Genomic DNA, 17,270 nt, shown 5'->3' with positions numbered 1-17,270 from the left:
CTATCCCTTAGTTATGCTGTGATCAAAATCAAACTTGTGTAAACGTTTCCATTAATATTTAAACTTACCAACAAAACAAGAAGGCTCTAAAAAACAATCACTAACCAAACAGTAAATTGATAGGCGCTCTTTATGGTTATAAAACACCGTCCTATTGGTGAAAAAAGCCTCACTTACGCGAGGCTTAATTTTTCTACATTATCCACTGATCGTCAGTTGATAACGATAATGCTTATCCTGCAATAGATATTCGTCATGAACACTCGGACTCCAAGAGTCATCACCACCCACGCCCATATGCTGATGATCAAGCCGTAAATAAACGGCCCCCTCTTCAACCAGTTCATTAGGGTGCTTAACGTCTGTAATTTGCTGTGACGAATAAGCATTGATAGAGAACTGAAACTCCCCTTTCACAGTGATATTACCCACTTCCAACCACTGAGTCTTACAACGCAAACCGCTCTCTGTTGGGTAAATATATGGGGTGAATAATTCCGATAACGGCTTTTGATAGTAGCCTATTCTCGCAGCTGCACACCTGTCGGGATAGTTTTCAAACGGCCCTAGTCCGTACCAAGCGACATCGCTGTAGACAATGTCAGGGTTTAACGCGAGTTCAATACCCACTCGAGGTAATGGCGGCAAGTGCTCACTAAACTGTACATCCACCGTCAATGTTACTGACCCATCGATATCAACCAGATACTGCCAACAAGTCAGTGCCATTAACTGCTGACCAACACGATAAGCAAAGCGACTACTCACTTGTACTTTATCGGCAAGTTTATTCAGCTCGCAGCTGTAGCACTCTTTATCCCACTCTCCTAACGATACATTTCCCCAGCGAGTGACCCACGCATTAGGATCGACGAAATCGGCTTCGCTAGTACCGATATCATTGTCTAGTGGAGCACGATAAAAATTATCTTTAGGTGCAGCGGCTAATAACGGTTTACCGGTTTTATCCCACCCAACCAGCTCACCATTTTTGCGGTTCCAGCTAAGCTGTTGCTTGTCAGCAAAATGAATCAACCACTGCTCATCTGTCTCAGTTATCTCTATAGGCGTGGCTTTTGTGGGTGAAGACGCAATAACTAAGCTCTGTTGGTTAATGACTTTAAACTGCTCGGTTGCAATAGTATGGCCAGCCTCTGCCCACCGATTATCGGCGATAAGTTTGACGTCAATATTAAGTTGGTAATCACAACCCGCTTTTAATAAATAATCACACCGTATTTTCCAATTAAAGCTTGAATCTGCCGCAATTTTTAGTGCCTCTGAATTAAGGGCAACAGGCATACCATCTTCTAACAAGGTCCAGTAAAAACTGTATTGAGAGCTATCATCAAATAACTGTTCGTTTGTTACTTCAATATCCCAACGTAATGTCGACTTATCTGTTTGCTCGCTAAGCAAAGCAAATTGATAAGGTTGTTGGCAGTACTTGACTTCAAATAGCGTTGGATGCGCGGTTCTATCAGGGAAGATAAGACCATTAATGCAGAACTGACGATCATTTTGACTATCATTAAAATCGCCACCGTAACCCCAATAGGAGTGACCTTGTTGATCCTGCTTAACGATTCCTTGATCAACCCAATCCCAGATAAAGCCACCCTGCAATCGAGGATATTGACGAAAGGCTTGCCAATATTTGTCAAAGCTCCCGATACTATTCCCCATAGCATGGGCATATTCACAGAGGATAAGCGGTCGTGTTTCATCCGGCATACTGATCCATTTCTTAATGGCCCATTTAGGCACAGCAGGAAATGGTTGGTCTTGGTCAACTCGCGAGTACATAGGGCAAATAATGTCTGTAGCACTGCTATCTGCACCACCACCTTCATATTGCACAGGGCGCGACGGATCTCTCTGTTTCGTCCAGGCATACATAGCATTATGATTGCCCCCCTGACCAGACTCATTGCCCAATGACCAAATAATCACACTAGGGTGGTTTTTATCCCGCTCAACAAGCTTGGTCATACGCATCATATACGCTCCAGCCCACTGAGGATCAACGGATAAACGTTCCATAGGGAACATACCATGCGTCTCTACATTAGCTTCGTCTACCAGATACAAGCCATATTCATCACACAGTTCGTACCATCTTGGGTGGTTAGGATAATGCGCCGTTCTTACAGCATTAAAGTTGGACTGTTTAAGCAGCTTGATATCCGCAATCATACTCTGTTCGTCTATCGCATGACCTTTGTGTTGGTCATGCTCATGACGATTAACCCCTTTAATTAGTAGAGGTTTACCATTGAGACGCAGTTGCCCCGATTGAATATCTAGATTGCGAAAACCAATGTCATACGCTTCAATGTCTACACTGAGACCTTGTTCATCAATTAAGGTTATAACGCAGCGGTAAAGATTTGGTACCTCTGCACTCCAATGCTTAGGCTGGCGAATAGTCGTGGATAAGAAAACTTTATCATCCCACCCCCCTTTCTCATCAACAACACGATTTTGCACACCCGCTATGACAGGCTCAGAAACGGGAGTAAGGCCGTCAAACAGTTGCATTTGTACCTGATGATGATGTGGATTAACTAAGGTTATCTCTGCATCCAACACGGCATCACGGTAACAAGCATCAAGTTTAGGCTGAACAAAGACATCTGCTATCTGGCAGTGAGGTTTTGATAACAGAGTGACATCTCTAAATATGCCACTCAACCACCACATGTCTTGATCTTCAAGATAGCTGCCATCGCTCCAACGCAGCACCATCACAGAGAGAGTATTCTCTCCCAGGGACAAATAAGAAGTTAAGTCAAACTCTGCGGGTAAACGGCTATCTTGTGAATACCCAACCCACTTACCATTACACCAGAGATGAAATGCTGAGTTTACACCGTCAAAAACCACTCTGGTTTGCATCTCAAGCTCAGCTTTAGAGATTGAAAAATGACGACGATAACAGCCAGTCGGATTATCTTGTGGGACAAATGGTGGATTAATCTCAAACGGATATTTGATATTGGCATAGATAGGGTTATCTCGTTTTCCCTCTTCTTCACCTTCAAGGAGAGTAAATTCATCCCCCTCAAGTTGCCAGTTACTGGGAACCCTAATGGCGTTCCAAGCTGTATCATCAAAACCAACCGCTATAAATTCTGCTGGCACTAACTCAGGCTTAGCATACAGATTAAACTTCCAGTCACCATTAAGGCTCACTCTGGATGAGTTTTGTTTTTTTAGCGCATCATCTAAACTGACAAAATGATTTAGAGGGCTATGCCCTGCTAGCTGATTGGCTTGAAAAGATTGTGGGTTCTCCCAATCACGACGAGCAATCACTGACTCAAAAGTTATCATTGATATTGTCCTTTATTGTTATTGTCCTTTATACGGCTTTGATATAAATCAGCAGAGCGGTTTCAGGATCTTGAACTGGCATAGCCAGACCAATTTCATTTAATAACTCACCGCGAATAGGCGTATCCGAGTCCATCCATGCCGGCCTTTTTTTCATGAGCGCATTGCTAGAATTAGGGAAATCAACCACCTCCACTCGATACGACTTATCGCCATCTAAGTAAATGGTTCTTAATGGTTCGGATACCGCGTAGTCAGGCATGGCAAGCTGGCAAATAGATAACAACATTTCATTGTTATTTTTCACCCCATAAATATTGCGAGTTGAGTCATTGCAATCAAGATAGAAGGCATCGCCGCTATGCAGTAAATTTCGGTACTGTTTATGTAGTTGAATATATCGAGCAAACTGCGCCTTCTCATCGTCACTCTCTTTAACCGGATCCAACTCTACTCCCATATGACCACCTAACGCTGTAATACCACGCAAGTTGATATCGTGCTTACGCCTAGTTGTATGGCTTTCATAAGGGCCAATGTGTGCCCCCATAACTTCAGGAGGGAAAAAGTAACTGAATCCTTTTTGAATGGCCTGTCTCTCTAGCGCATCGTTACAATCTGATGTCCAAAAACGTTTGGTTCTCTTGAGGACTTCAAAATCAATACGACCACCACCAGAGGAACAAGACTCAATTTCTACATTAGGATGCTTTTTGCTTAACTCATCTATTAGCCGGTAAAATGCTAAAGTCTGACCATGCACAGCAGGGGTTCCATTATGAGCAGGCTGAACCAACTCTCGATTCATATCCCACTTGATGTAGCCGATATTATATTGACTTAACAGATCATCCAGACAGTTATACAGATAGCTAAAGCACTCTGTATTTTGCAAATCCAACAGATATTGCCAACGGCCGCTAGGCTGTTCATAGCCATCAATGCCTAGCAACCATTCTGGGTGTTTACGGAATAATTGAGAATCCTTGTTGACCATCTCTGGTTCAACCCATATGCCAAACTCCATTCCTTGCTGGTTAACATGCTCAATAACAGGCTCAAGACCATCGGGGTATTTTTCTTTATCTAAAAACCAATCACCTAAAGCCGCTTTCTCACCATTACGCCCAACAAACCACCCATCATCAATGATAAATCGTTCCACCCCTATTTCGGCAGCTTGCGTGGCCATCTGCATAATGTATTTCGGGTCATGATCGAAATAGATGCCTTCCCACGTATTAAGGTGAACAGGTCTTACCTTATTCTCTTCAAAAGAAATGATATTTTTACGGGCATAACCATGAAACTTTTGACGAATACCGTTTAACCCACTCTGGCTGTAACAAGCATACAACTCAGGTGTTGTATAACTTTCACCCGTTTCCAGCACTGATTCACCCGCTAACAATAACTCTCCTAGCTGCGCAAATCGGCGACCATCGCTTTTGGTTTCGCACCTTAGATGATGATTTCCACTCCAGCCTAAGTGGAATCCCCACACTTCGCCTTGCTGTTCAGAAAAGCCTTTCTTACCTACCATCATGCCGGGGAAGTATTCATGAGAGGTACGCCCTCTGCGATTCTCCTGCACAAACGCCCCATGATTTAACTGAACTCTCTGGCTATGAAACTCTCTGCTCCATCGACCATGAAAACTCATCAGCTCATCTGCTCGGTTAGGCAATGGCAAGGTATTCGTCATATGAGACAAGTGGTAATTTTGCTTCGATAAGTTAGTTAAGGTGAGCTTTTTCTTTAGTACACCATCGACACTCAGGTTGAGGTCAATAATGAGTTCAAGTCCTGCGACGAGATCACTGCAAACAAACTTGGCAGTACAATCCGTCACGCTCTGCGACACGGTTTCAAATACTGGAGCCCAATCTAGGTTGAGGCCGTTATCGGCAACCCGAAACCCTTCAATTCCCGCTTTATTAAATAAGCCGCGGCCGTTCTCAGGACACAGTGTTAACGGAATATCGACATCTAATCTTGCTTGAGGCACAGCCCTATCAATCATAGAGACGATGATCTCATCGGTATTGGTAAGCTTCTTACCCCAGTAAATAATTTGAGGCATAGGGTGAGAGAGAAGCACTACGCTCACATCAGCGCAGCTCAGATGAATAGTTTGAGTGTCCATATTCTTTAGCCTGTTAATTTGACGACAATAGCCATACCACTTGAACAAAATCAACAGTAACAAACGCTTGGCTATATTAATTTGAATAAGAAACTGAATTGAACGCTGATAATTTATTATTCGAAGTAATATAGGAAAAAATCGCGGCCCTACCGAGCCGCGATAACTATTTTTCGAGGTTATTTAAACTCTCTTTGACGCACTTTTTCTAAACGCTTAAGAATGCTATCCAAACGCTCAGGCTTAACCATAAACTCTTGGAAACCTTTCATGCCTTCTTTCGCCATGGCAGGAGTGGTATCACGGTCATAGAACTGCGCTGTACCCGCAGCATTACCAAGCATAGTTACACCTTTATTTAGGAACTCGTTGTCCTTCGCTTTCGCTTTACTGTTGGTAGGGATCTGCAACATTTTTTCATTGATTAATTGCTGATTTTCCGCACGGGCTACGAACTCAAGGAATTTACGCGCATCCACTTTGTTCTTCGCTTTTGATGGAATATGTACTGTATCCATAGGCGCATCTTCTGCCATCGGTACAGCTGAGTCGATCATAGGGAACTGGAAGAAACCCATTTTTCCATCAAGCTCTTTCGGGAAGCTCGGCGTGATAAAGTTACCAATTAGGTACATAGCCGCTTTGCCGTTATATAGGAACGGTTGAGCTTCCTGCCAAGAGTAAGATGCATGGTTATCAAGGTAATAGCCTGGCTCAACCAACTCTTTCCAATTCTCAAACGTTTTCTTAACGCGATCATCAGTATAAGCCACTTTTCCGTCCATCAACTGAATATGGAAATCTAAACCGTTGGTACGCATATTGATGTAATCAAACCAACCCGCAGCTGTCCATAAGTACTTAGTACCGATAGCAAACGGTGCAATTTGATTTTTCTTCAATGTTGCAGACGCCGCTTTTAGCTCTTCCCACGTTTTCGGCTCAGAGATACCATACTTCTCAAACAGATCTTTACGGTAGTAAACACCCCATTGATAATATGTATATGGCACACCCCATTGCTTGTCGTTTATCGTCATTGCAGGGGCCGCTGATTTGAAGTCTTGCTTCATATTGTTGTCTGCCCAGATGTCACTGACATCTTCAAACAAACCACGGTCTACAAATGTCTTCATACGGTTACCCGCATACCAGAAAACCACATCCGGTGGAGACGTTACCAACCAGTTACGAATGGTTGTTTTGTACGCCTCATGGTCATACAAATTATATTTCACTGTAATGTCTGGGTTTTCTGCTTCAAAACGCTTAACAATCTCACCCCACGCCGCTTTTGGCGCTGGATCAGATGCATCAGAGTTGATTACCAGAGTACCTGCATAAGCTGATGCTGAGAGAGTAGCGGTAAGCATTGCAGATGTAGCAATATGTTTCACATATTTCATATTGAGGTCCTTGTTATTAGAGCCGAAGCTCAAGTTGGTCCAACTAATTATTTTTTTAGCTTTATATCTCAATTAATTAGGGTTAATACACTTAGGTATCAGTACGACAAATCAGTGGTGCCAATCGCTATTATCGGCACCGACTCATTACCCTTTGGTCGCACCTAAAGTTAGCCCGGCAATAAAATGGCGTTGCATGGTAAAGAACAGCACAACAGGCGGTATTGCAGCAACAACTGCACCAGCAGACATAAACTGCCATGATGCTAACCACTGTCCTTGTAGAGAACTTAACCCTGCCGTTACCGGACGTACTTCATCACTTTGTACCAGCACCAATGCCCAGAAAAAGTCATTCCAGATAAAGGTAAATACCAGTACAGAAAGCGCAGCTAGAGCAGGACGAACTAGCGGCAATACGATATGCCAAAAGATCTTCCACTCATTCACACCTTCTACACGCGCCGCTTCTATCAGTGCATCAGGAATGCCGACAATAAAGTTGCGCATAAATAAGGTACAAAAACCGGATTGGAAAGCGATATGGAAAAATATCAGCGCCCAATGCGTATCATAGAGCCCAAACGCGATGGTGAGATCACGCACTGGAATCATTAGAATTTGGAAAGGAACAAAGTTACCAGCAATAAACATAGCGAAGATCCAGATGTTCGCTTTAAAGTTATATTTAGCCAGTGCAAACCCTGCTAACGTTGACAATGCCACTGCACCCGCGACGGCCGGAAGAGTGATCATCAAACTATTTAGCAGGTACTGTCCCATTGGTGTTGCAGTAAAAACCTGAGTGTAGTTTTCAATAAATTGAATTTCGCTTGGCCAACCCCAGTAATTACCTTTATTGATGTCATCCATAGAGCGAATAGAGGTCATCATCACCGCTATCAACGGCAACAACCACATAATAATGGAGATAGGTAGTGCGACTCGGTAGCTTATATTGGTAAAGCGTCCTGATTTTTGAATTGGTTGCGGATACATTATTTTTCACTCCTCAACATACGCCACAAGAAGTAAGCGATATAAACATCCATAATTAAAAATAGCACCACTGAAACAGCTGCACCGTAACCCATGCGATAGTTAAAAATTGACTCTTCGTACATTTGATATGCCAGTACCGTAGAGCTGCCCCATGGACCACCCGCGGTCATAGTGGCGACTAAGTCAAATGAACGTAACGCGCCAATAACCGTAACCACTATGGCAATGAAGGTAGCAGGACGAAGCTGAGGAATGACGATATACCAAAGCATTTTTAACTTTTTGGCACCATCTAATCGAGCGGCTTCAAGTTGTTCAGGATCTAAATTGTTTAACCCGGTTAAATACAGAATCATGCAGTAAGATATTTGAGGCCATAAACCTGCCGCGATAATACCGTAGGTCACATACTCTTCATTGGCGAGGATAGAGATCGGCGCAATACCGAACCACCCTAGAGCGATATTTAACAGACCAAAACTTGGATCGTAGAACCACGCAAACACCAAACCAACAACAACTTGAGAGATGACAAATGGGAAAAAGAAAAGTGATTTAACAACTCGAATCCCTCTCACCTGTTGGTTTAAGAATAATGCGATGGCCATACCAATAGGAGGCGCTAGCATAAAGAAAACCAACCATAAAAAGTTGTTTTTCAATGAGGTATAAAAAGTATCAGAGTCAAATAGCTCTACATAGTTATCGAAACCAACCCACGTTTTATCACCTAAACCATCCCAGTTATAAAAACTTAAAATGATACTATCGATAATTGGATAGATAACATAAATCAAAAAAACCACGATAGCTGGTGCTAAAAATAGCCATGGTGATAGTTTCGAGCTCACTCGCCTTTTCTTACTGACCGAAGGCATACGGTTCTCTGGGTAGATCGTTTTCACTGAAGGCTCCATTTTTCCGACACTCCCACTAGATACGTCGAAATTCTGTACTCGATTGACCTGTCTAAACCAAAGCATCTAGACAGCAACTAAACTGACATACAGCCATAATTTCGACAGCTTACGAATTTATAATAGAACCAAGGTAGAAATTTTGCACAGTTAAGATGCCATTTTGTAAACGTTTCCACAAAAATCGTCTGAAATCGTGTTAGAAGTATGACAAAGATCAACAATTCCAGTTTCGCCACTAACAAATCTCAACAAATCGAGTATGTTTTATACACAAGCAGAAATTGCATATACCAGCCAAACTGTAGCAAAGGAGTCAGTAATGGCAGACATTACGTTAAAGAAAGTTATAAAACGTTTTGGTGATGTACAAACAATTCATGGCATCGATTTAGAAATTGAAAACGGCGAATTCGTTGTATTTGTTGGGCCATCCGGTTGTGGTAAATCAACGCTATTACGTCTGGTAGCCGGATTGGAAGAAATTACCGAAGGTGACATTCATATTGGTGATACATTGGTAAACGATATTGATCCAGCTGAACGCGGGGTTGCTATGGTATTCCAGTCTTATGCTCTCTATCCACATATGACGGTTGAAGAGAACATGGGATTCGGCCTTAAGATGAATGGAGTGCCGAAAGAGCAAATAGAGAAGCAAGTTGATCTTGCTGCTAAGACCCTACAACTGGATAAACTGCGTAAACGTAAACCAAAAGAGTTGTCAGGTGGTCAGCGTCAACGTGTGGCCATTGGACGTGCGATTGTTCGTAATCCAAAAGTGTTCCTATTTGATGAACCACTATCCAACCTAGATGCAGAGTTGCGTGTTGAAATGCGCCTCCAAATAGCCAAATTGCATCAAGAACTACAAAACACCATGATCTACGTCACCCACGATCAAGTGGAAGCGATGACACTAGCGGATAAAATCGTGGTATTAAGAGATGGGAAAGTAGAGCAAGTAGGCTCCCCGTTAGAGCTTTATCATAAACCTGCCAACGAATTTGTTGCTGGTTTCATTGGCTCCCCACGAATGAACTTGGTTCCTACTAAAGTTACCGCTATTGAAGAGAGCTCGCTCACTCTCACCACAAATGATGAACAGCAGTTTACTGTTCCACTACCAAAACGTGACGTAACAATAGGTGAAGAGATTACTTTCGGTATTCGCCCTGAACACCTGTTAATTAACGATGAAGCTGACATCAAAATCAACTTCCAGAGCGAAGTTGTTGAAAGGCTTGGCAACAGTACCTATATGTTTGGACAGTCATCTGGAGTGGATAGCTTTAAAGTTCACTTGCCGGGAGACCAAGAGGTAAACAGTTACGAAAAAGTGCTACTTAGCTGTGTAGCTAGTGACGTACATCTTTTCGATAAACAAGGTCTTTGCATCACCAGTTAACGACTTTCCTTAAGCAATTGCAGAGTTTTTCTCTATATTGTATTTTTGGCGAACTTAGGTTCGCCTTTTTTTGATGCTAACTTTTTTGAAATTTCAGCCGATTAATTACAATCTCAGCTCTGTCACAGCTTGGTTTTCTGACATTCTCTGCTAAGTTAACAATAGAGGTGTCGCCTAAGTGTCTATTAATATTCGTTCCATTTTTCGTGCTCTTGTTGCTCTCTACCAAGATAACAACAACGTCTACAAATACAGCACTTTTATTCTTCTTTCTGTCACTGGCTTTTTTTTCTATCAAGGCTCGCTTTCTTCTATCCGTTTTTCACTCTATATTGATACTATCGATACGGTTGCTGCGACGCTCATCCTATCGTACTTAAGCTATTTCCTAATAAGAATGGCCATTAAAAAACACCCTTCACCAGTTAAAGCTCTGCTTAATGAGCTGCGTGTTCAGATAAGACAACCGAAACGAATCGTCTCTTTCCTGTTACTTTTTATCGCTATCAACTTAATTTTATCCCTCTATACTTCGATCAAATCAACCATTGGGGCCATCTACCCTTTCCAGTTAGATTTGACCTTACACAACCTCGATAAACTCATACACTTTGAAACTGTTCCATGGCAGTTTACCCATGCACTGTTTCCTTCTCCCTATGCATCATCAGTGATCAACATCTTATATAATTTGTGGTTTTTTATTGTCTGGGGAACACTATTGGTCTTCATGTTGCAGCCAAAAGCTAGCCGAGAAAAATTCCTCATCTCATTCATTAGCTGCTGGATTATCTTAGGAGGAGTAATAGCGATACTACTAGCCTCGTCTGGACCTTGCTATCTGGCACTGCTAGAGAACAACAGCATGCATTATCAACCACTCTTTCAACGGCTCGCAGAGCAAAATCAAGTATTAGAGTTACAAAACTGGCCTCAATTGTGGGCATTGGAAACCCAGCAAGCATTATGGCAAGCGCACACAAACAATACGCTTGATTTAGGCAGTGGCATCTCAGCCATGCCAAGTATGCATGTTTCAATGGCGACGCTTATGGCACTTGGTGTCTCAGCTCAAAACAGAGCCCTAGGTTGGCTGTTTTGGATTTACGCTTTGGCGATTTTAATTGGCTCTGTTCATCTTGGTTGGCATTATGCTGTAGATGGATACGCGAGCATTGTCGCCACTATTGTCATCTGGACCGTCGTCAATCGTTATTACGACAAACATCTTTTGTAAATGCCGGTAATTGAATCAACGTCCAGCAATAGAGCAAACAAAATTGAAATGGTTATCTAGCTCAGTTTTAACGGATCAAGTGCAAATAATCGCGGCTTAGAAAGCGAGATAATTGGTCACATTCCTCCTTTAGCAACTAGAATTAAACTAAGATTGTCGTATTTTTTGTCAGGCCCTCTCATTACCTGACCGTTGTTTTGTTGGAAAATCAGTATGCAAAGATTAAATAATAATGACACAACCGCCATGTATCATTCTCATCCAAACCAAATAAGCTCTCTACACCACGAGCTGGAAGAGTTGCATGCTCGGGTAATGACAACAATACCAATGTTAGATCGCATTGCGGTTGTGGCCTACGACCAAAAAAACGACCTGTTAAAAACATTCGCAGAGAGTACTCAATCTTTAGACATTTTTTCTCATCACGAATTTCCGTTAAAAGAGTGCCGCACACTAAAGCAGTGTGCCGATAATAATGAACCTCGAATCACCGACGATATTCCTAATGAATATAGCCCAGATTCCGTCCATTCAAACTGGCTGATAGAACACGGGTTTCACTCATCCTTTACCGTTCCCATGTATCACTTACAACAGTTTATCGGTTTTATTTTCTTTAACTCAAAACAGAAAGGGCTATTTACCACGGCAGTACAGCAAGAATTAGTGCCATTTTGCGACTTAATCAGTTTTGTTGTAAACGCTGAATACTCATTACTTCATGCCATTGTTGCATCTGCGGAGCTAACCAAAGAGTTATCTCCCGGCTATAAGAATGAATCAAAACAGCATATGGAACGCATAGGATATTACTCTAAAGTGATAGCTCGAGAAGTGGCCGACGTCTATCAATTAGATGATGAGATGATAGAAACCATTCATCTATTCGCCCGGCTGCACGATATTGGCAAGTCGGCACTGCCTACCGATATTTTACTCAAGCCGGATTCGCTAGCTGGTAGTGAACGTAAGAAAATGAGGAATCATATTGCCGATGGTATCGACTTGGTTGATAACATCATAGATAACCTTGGCTCTCCGATTCATCCTTGTGTCGATACGCTAAAAAGCATTATTGCCTGCCACCAAGAGTTCCTTGATGGTTCTGGTTATCCAAATGGATTAAGCCATGAAGATATACCCGTCGCAGCCCGTATTGTTACGGTCGCCAATATTTTTGATGCATTAACCAGTCACAGACCTTATAAGCAGGCGTGCTCTGTTGCAGCGGCGATGCTGGAACTAGAAAAGATGGTCGCCAATGGCAAACTGGATGGAAAATGTGTATCGGCGTTAAGAAACCACCAAAGCTATCTGGCTGATATTATAAAGCAGCATCCAGAGTTAGATCCTAGTGAACAACACTGAAATCACTTATAAAAACCAAAATCCACTATTTGATTTTGGTTTTACTTTTTGCTCTCACCTCAGCTAACGCTCTGTTTAAATTCTCATTAGCCACCTTATAATAGGACGGCTTTTTGTCGATAGCCTGCTGTAAATAAGGTATTGCCTGCTCAGGTTTGCCGTGGAGCATAAGAAAGTAGCCGACATTATTCAGTGCTTCTGCTGGCCCCATTTGACGCATAAAAACATTCAGTGCCTGAGGGACTTCCTCTAATGCAAGGTGAGTCAGCGCTAAGTTATTCAGCGCCCTTTGGTTACTGGGATCAATCTGCAATGCAGAGGTCATTAGCCGTTTAGCTATATGGTAATTACCACTCATATAGTGAGAATAACCTAGGTTAATCATGGTTTTTGATGAACGCGGATCTATCTCCAACGCTTTTTCATAAAAACGCTTAGCGAGACCATATTGCGCGTCAATATCCGCTAATACGCCCAACCCCATATAACTCATTTGCGGAGAATCTTTATCAATCAATAGCTGAGCGACTACAGACTCCGTTAGTTCACCATAGTCCCGAACGAACGCCCCACTGGTTAACCGTATTTGATCGACAGAGATGGATTTAAAAAAGGCGTTTCTTCCCTGCGGAATCATGCCTCTTTTACTGTATAAAACGCCTAAACTCTGCAAAGTCACCACATTGTTAGGGTTAAAGTCTAACGCACGCAAAAAGGATTTTTCTGCCAGCTCAGTATTCCCTCGTGCTAGGTGTATCTCTCCTATGGTATTTAGACTGCGATCCTGAAACTTACCATCAGAAAAAGCCAAAGAACGAATATATTCGTATAACGCTAAATCATAGTTTTGACTATCCAGTGCGGCATCCCCTCGCTGGATTGCTTCAATCTCACTTACTGGAGCTTCCTCTGCCAATAAACTATCAATAGGATCTCCAGCATAGAGTTCGCTATCAAAATCCGCTGTTTTGTCATCACTTGCACAAGCGGTCAAAATACTGCTCAGAAATAGTATTGCCAGTCGTTGTTTGACAGTCATATCGACTCCTTGGCGATCATAATGTGGTAAATATCGTAATAAGTGCTGGTCCGATGGCGACAATAAAGAAGCATGGCCAGATAAGTAAAATCATAGGAAACAACATTTTTGTCGGAATTTTTGCCGCAACTTCTTCCGCTTCCTGTTGGCGACGATCGCGATAATCTTCGTTATAGTCTCGCAATGTTTTTGCCAGACTCCCTCCAACCCGAGAAGCATGGTTTAACATTTTTACTAAACCGGTAATTTCATGCAGACCAGTACGACGAATCAGCTCATTAAAAGCGTCTTTAATGGTCACCCCGGCTTGAATTTTCACACAAACCGTATCGAGTTCATCGGCAAAGTCAGGATGAGAAACCGTCAGCTCATTAGCCACTCTCTGCATGGCAGCATTAAACCCCAATCCAGACTCCGTACATACCACAAGAAGATCTAACGCATCAGGAACCGCAGATCGCATTCGCTCTTTTCGTTTACCAATATATCGTTCAAGTATCAGGTTGGGCAGAAACAGACCTACAGCGACGGAGAGCAGTATTAAGATATTGGTGTATTTAAACTCACTCATATAGAAATAGAGCGCCACTGCGATAATGACTCCGACAACCCCTGTTAAGGTTTTTATCGCATAATAGATGGAGAGTGCATTTTTTTGATGAAAACCAGCGTTCATCAATTTCACACTAACGGACTCTCTCTCTTTACTGCTAGAGGGCGTAAACACTGGCGACAAAGACTCTAAGGTGTTCTCCAGCTTATGGCTGCGTTTTCGGTTATGAAGCTCTTGTGCTGACACCTCTTCTAAACGTTTTTTTAATGGATCTTTGCTACCAATAATGATTAGACCAATGGCAATAACAAGTAAGGAGGTGGCGATAGCGATGGCCCCTAACAATAACCACTGAGAACTGATACCAAGCTCGGTTATATCGAATTGAGTGAGGAGTTGAAACAGGGCATCCATTTTACACTCCTATATTGATTATTTTTCGAATCCAGAGCGAACCCAAAAACAGCAGCACAATACCTCCGGTTACCATTTGTAGCCCGATAGGCTCTTCATGTAACGGTGCTACATAGCCCGGGTTAATAATCCGCAACCCCAAATACAGAGCAAAAGGTGATAGCGTTAATATCCAAGCTGACATTCTCGCTTCCGCTGACAAGGTTTTAATTTTACGCGCTAACTTAAACCTGCCTCGTAACACATCGGAGACTTTCTGCAGGTTTTCACTCAAGTTCCCCCCAGTCTCTTTCTGTAATAACACCGCACTTGAAAAAGCCAACATAGAAACCGTAGGAGTTCTATCTGCCATCTGCAAAATAGCCAAACGTAGATCATAACCATAATTAAGTAGATTAAAGGTGTTCTTAAACTCAACCCCGATTGGCGGTGGCATTTCCATCCCGACTTCATTAAATGCTTGATTCAGCGGCTGACCCGCTTGCAAAACTCGACGAATAATATCCAATGCTTCTGGAAGCTGCTCTTCAAATTTAGCGAGTCGAGCCGAAATACGCTTATTAAGAAAAACAAACAGCATGATCCATACCGCGACACCAGCTCCCAACACAAGCAGCAATAGTTGTCCCATTAAAGCAAGAATTAGCATCACCATAAGACTGACAAGTAATGTCATTGCTAACGTTTTACTTAAGCCCCAGCCAATACCGGATAACTCCAGCAGTTTTTTTAAATCAGAAAAGAAAGACCATTGAACAAGTTTCTTTTCAAAAGGTGTTAGCCCTTTAAGGTACTGCTCTTGAAGCAGGGAACGACTCTCTTCGTCTAGCTCTTGTTGCGACTCTCTTAAGCGAGCCGCGAGTTCCTTATGTTTGGCTTTCTGTCCTGCTGCAGGCAATAGCAATGCTTGCGAGATAAATACAATGGAAAAAAACAGCAATAATAGAAAGAGCGTTGTATCTTGCATCATTTTCTCCTATTTACCGACATCATTAAAAATATCGAACGGTAGATTTAAGCCCCGTTGCCTTAAATGCTCATGGCAGGCAGGAACGATTCCGGTGGCAACATAACTACCGATAATACCGCCCTCTTCATCCATACCCTGTCGTTGGAACTTAAAGATCTCTGACATGGTAATTATCTCCCCTTCCATGCCATTAATCTCTTGAACGCTGACCATTCTACGCTTACCGTCCTCTTGGCGTTCCATCTGTACAACGAGATGAATTGCCGACGCAATTTGTGCACGTAAGTTTTTAGTCGATATATTCCAACCAGCCATTGAAAACATGTTCTCTACCCGACTTAGCGCATCACGAGGGGTATTGGCGTGTATTGTCGCCAATGAACCATCATGCCCGGTATTCATTGCCGCCAACATATCAACCGCTTCACTGCCGCGAACCTCACCAAGTACAATTCGATCCGGCCTCATACGTAATGAGTTTTTAACTAACTCTCGCTGACCAATTTCACCTTTACCTTCTAAATTTGCAGGTCGAGTCTCCAACCGAATAACATGCGGCTGTTGAAGTTGCAGCTCTGCCGAGTCTTCAATAGTGATAATGCGTTGATCGCTAGGAATAAAACCGGAAAATATATTCAGAGTGGTCGTTTTACCTGAGCCAGTACCACCAGAAATCAGTACATTCAGTTCTCCCTCAACCGCAGCTTCAACAAACTGAGCCATAGCAGGTGATAATGAGTTAAAGCTCAGCAGGTTTTCCATTGTCAATTTATCCACTGCAAATCGACGGATAGAAACAGAAGGGCCATCGATCGCTAAAGGAGGGATGATGGCATTAACACGAGAACCATCGAGCAAACGGGCGTCCACCATAGGTGATGATTCATCAATACGTCGGCCTACTTGGCTTACAATTCGGTCTATAATGTTTCTTAAATGTCTATCGTCTAAAAAGGTGTGAGGCGTCCTCTCCAACTTACCAAACCGTTCCACATAGACACTTTTCGCACCATTAACCAATATGTCTGATACCGTTGAATCCGCTAACAATGGTTCCAGAGGTCCAAGACCAAATACTTCATCCTCAATCTGTTTGATGATGCGCTTACGCCCTTCAGCACTTAATGGATGAGTATTGTCTCCAGACATTAATTGAACAATGGCTTCATGTAGGTCATTCTTAGCACGTCGCTCATCTAAGTTTGCCAACAAACCAAGATCTAGAGTTTCTAATAACCGCTTATGAAAGTAGTGTTTGGTATCCAACTCTTGCTCAATAATTTTTCGACTTTCATCAACCGCTTTCTCTTTTTCTTCTCTTTCACGAATTTTTTTATCCAGAGCACTTTCACCAGAGTTCGCTTCATCTAGTTCTTTTTTCTGCTCTTTCGCCTCTTCTATACTGGCTTGTTGCAGTTTATCGTCAAACTCTGAACCGATATTTTTTCTTTTAAAAAACATCTCTTCCCCC

The 17,270-nt window shown here is 42.5% G+C and carries 12 protein-coding genes; 3 read left to right on the top strand and 9 right to left on the bottom strand.

Annotation, left to right across the window (positions count from 1 at the left end):
• Positions 1-198: 198 nt before the first annotated feature.
• The 5 genes from F0227_RS01470 to F0227_RS01450 form a co-directional block, all read right to left on the bottom strand.
• Complete coding sequence (locus F0227_RS01470) at positions 199-3,336, bottom strand: beta-galactosidase (RefSeq protein WP_216613291.1); 3,138 nt, start codon at positions 3,334-3,336, stop codon at positions 199-201.
• Positions 3,337-3,364: 28 nt separating this feature from the next.
• Positions 3,365-5,482: an alpha-galactosidase gene (locus F0227_RS01465; protein WP_171751380.1), complete on the bottom strand. Its 2,118-nt coding sequence runs from the start codon at positions 5,480-5,482 to the stop codon at positions 3,365-3,367.
• A gap of 179 nt (positions 5,483-5,661) precedes the next feature.
• Complete coding sequence (locus tag F0227_RS01460; RefSeq protein WP_171751379.1) at positions 5,662-6,888, bottom strand: extracellular solute-binding protein; 1,227 nt, start codon at positions 6,886-6,888, stop codon at positions 5,662-5,664.
• A gap of 147 nt (positions 6,889-7,035) precedes the next feature.
• Entirely contained in the window at positions 7,036-7,887 is an 852-nt protein-coding gene (locus F0227_RS01455) for a carbohydrate ABC transporter permease (protein ID WP_171751378.1), read from the bottom strand.
• Positions 7,887-8,807 carry a sugar ABC transporter permease gene (locus F0227_RS01450; RefSeq protein ID WP_171751377.1) on the bottom strand — a complete coding sequence of 307 codons (921 nt, stop codon included), beginning with the start codon at positions 8,805-8,807 and terminating at the stop codon, positions 7,887-7,889. The genes F0227_RS01455 and F0227_RS01450 overlap by 1 nt, the downstream gene beginning before the upstream one ends.
• A 322-nt stretch (positions 8,808-9,129) precedes the next feature.
• On the opposite strand from F0227_RS01450, the gene ugpC reads away from it, so the two are divergent.
• From ugpC to F0227_RS01435, 3 genes are all read left to right on the top strand, one after another.
• On the top strand, positions 9,130-10,215 hold the full coding sequence (gene ugpC / locus F0227_RS01445; protein ID WP_171751376.1) for a sn-glycerol-3-phosphate ABC transporter ATP-binding protein UgpC: 1,086 nt from the start codon (positions 9,130-9,132) through the stop codon (positions 10,213-10,215).
• A gap of 178 nt (positions 10,216-10,393) precedes the next feature.
• Positions 10,394-11,452 (top strand): phosphatase PAP2 family protein, encoded by a 1,059-nt coding sequence (locus tag F0227_RS01440; protein WP_171751375.1) that lies wholly within the window; start codon positions 10,394-10,396, stop codon positions 11,450-11,452.
• Between the two features lie 213 nt (positions 11,453-11,665).
• A complete protein-coding gene (locus F0227_RS01435) occupies positions 11,666-12,823 on the top strand; it encodes an HD domain-containing phosphohydrolase (protein WP_253822003.1) in 1,158 nt (385 codons plus the stop codon).
• 25 nt (positions 12,824-12,848) lie between these two features.
• Here F0227_RS01435 and F0227_RS01430 read toward each other — a convergent pair whose 3' ends face one another.
• Genes F0227_RS01430 through F0227_RS01415 form a run of 4 tightly spaced genes read right to left on the bottom strand, consistent with a single transcriptional unit; the run spans position 12,849 to position 17,260 of the window.
• The gene (locus F0227_RS01430) at positions 12,849-13,862 is read right to left on the bottom strand and encodes a tetratricopeptide repeat protein (RefSeq protein WP_171751374.1); all 1,014 of its coding nucleotides are present in this window, start codon (positions 13,860-13,862) and stop codon (positions 12,849-12,851) included.
• A 16-nt stretch (positions 13,863-13,878) separates the two neighbouring features.
• Positions 13,879-14,829: a type II secretion system F family protein gene (locus F0227_RS01425; RefSeq protein ID WP_171751373.1), complete on the bottom strand. Its 951-nt coding sequence runs from the start codon at positions 14,827-14,829 to the stop codon at positions 13,879-13,881.
• 1 nt (position 14,830) lies between these two features.
• The gene (locus tag F0227_RS01420) at positions 14,831-15,796 is read right to left on the bottom strand and encodes a type II secretion system F family protein (RefSeq protein WP_171751372.1); all 966 of its coding nucleotides are present in this window, start codon (positions 15,794-15,796) and stop codon (positions 14,831-14,833) included.
• 9 nt (positions 15,797-15,805) lie between these two features.
• Positions 15,806-17,260, bottom strand: coding sequence for a CpaF family protein (locus F0227_RS01415; protein ID WP_171751371.1), 1,455 nt, complete (start codon positions 17,258-17,260; stop codon positions 15,806-15,808).
• Positions 17,261-17,270 lie beyond the last annotated feature (10 nt).

It is taken from the genome of Vibrio sp. 99-8-1 (assembly GCF_013114595.1).
Taxonomy (GTDB): Bacteria; Pseudomonadota; Gammaproteobacteria; order Enterobacterales; family Vibrionaceae; genus Vibrio.
The sequence above is the reverse complement of the archived record's forward strand: the minus strand, read 5'-3'. Positions and strand labels throughout refer to the sequence as shown.